1 protein-coding gene is annotated in these 1,265 nt (G+C 35.2%); it reads right to left on the bottom strand.

All coding sequences use genetic code 11. The annotated features are described in order from the left end of the window. Positions 1–933: hypothetical protein (locus HMPREF0693_RS17545; RefSeq protein WP_004246987.1), on the bottom strand; the 933-nt coding region annotated here is incomplete at its 3' end. Positions 934–1,265: the final 332 nt, after the last annotated feature.

Genomic DNA, 1,265 nt, shown 5'->3' with positions numbered 1-1,265 from the left:
GGGTGTTGCATAATTTTTCGCGATTTGAGTCGGAAACTGAATATTGGTAGACGTTTGGGGGATAACGTCACAGGCTTTGAGTGCTTTAATATTCACATTATCCGCTGAACTTAATAATGTTTTAGATCTTGCAAAAGAACCTGAACTAGTGCGAATGACGGCATAAAATTTTGAATCATCACGCATGGCATATTCACCGGCCTCTAATGGCCCGATGGCATACGCGGAATAACTGGATATTGTTAATGTTAACGAATGAACTTTATCACTACCATCTACGTATCGTGCTGAGAAAAAATTACTATTGCCTTGTCTGGGCAAAAGACCCCAACTTAATTCATCAGAATTAGAGGGAAAATTATTATACATATTTGTCATAGCGGTGGTTTTGGAACGACTAAATGAAAATGAAGCATTCTCATATGTATCGTTAGCCCGTTTATAACGCAACAAACCATATCCACTGGGTGCTAAAACAATAAAGGCCCCTTTGGGATTGCTTTTATTGTAGATAGCCACACCCACTCGACCGATTTCGGGGTAAAAAGGCAGGTCACTTATCACAAATTGACTAGGCTCCCACCGAAAACTTATATAAGATCTATTCGCCTGAAGCACTGAACTTACCATCCCATAATTTTTCGTTGTTGAACCAACTGGCGGAGTGACCTCCCCTAAATAACCTGTTGAGCCAATAGGAACGGATAACTCTAACGCATTAGCGGAATGAAAGAATATTATTGGTATCAAGAATAACGATAAACCGTATCCCCCTATTTTTTTTATCATTGATGGATACATCGAATTTCGATACTTTGTCGAAAGTGCTCTTTTATTCACGTGTATCTCCAGCATTAAAATAAAAATAATGTAAATATATATAAATGATTTTAAAATAATAATATCACTTTTAAATATGATTACATCAGCCATTTCATTATTTTAAGATAATTAAAAATAAAGATAGAAAAATAAATTAAACCCCTCATTAATAGATTATTGAAATTAGAATAAATAGTCTAGTTACCTAAATCCTCAAGACTCCTCTTTAACATAACATGTAGTGCACAAGCCAGTTATCAATAATACCGAAATACCGCTATTCAATTAAAATTGCTACATTAATTGCCCCTGTATATTTATTGGCTTTGATATTGCCATTAGCACAAAGGTTAAAAATTATATTTTGCGTAAAACTCTTCATATTTTGTTGTGCTAGTTTATTACTACCGACGAATCGCAAGGCCTCTTGTGCATTGGCTTGG

Source organism: Proteus mirabilis ATCC 29906, assembly GCF_000160755.1.
In the GTDB taxonomy this organism is placed as follows: Bacteria; Pseudomonadota; Gammaproteobacteria; order Enterobacterales; family Enterobacteriaceae; genus Proteus; species Proteus mirabilis.
This window is presented reverse-complemented; position numbering and strand designations above follow the sequence as displayed.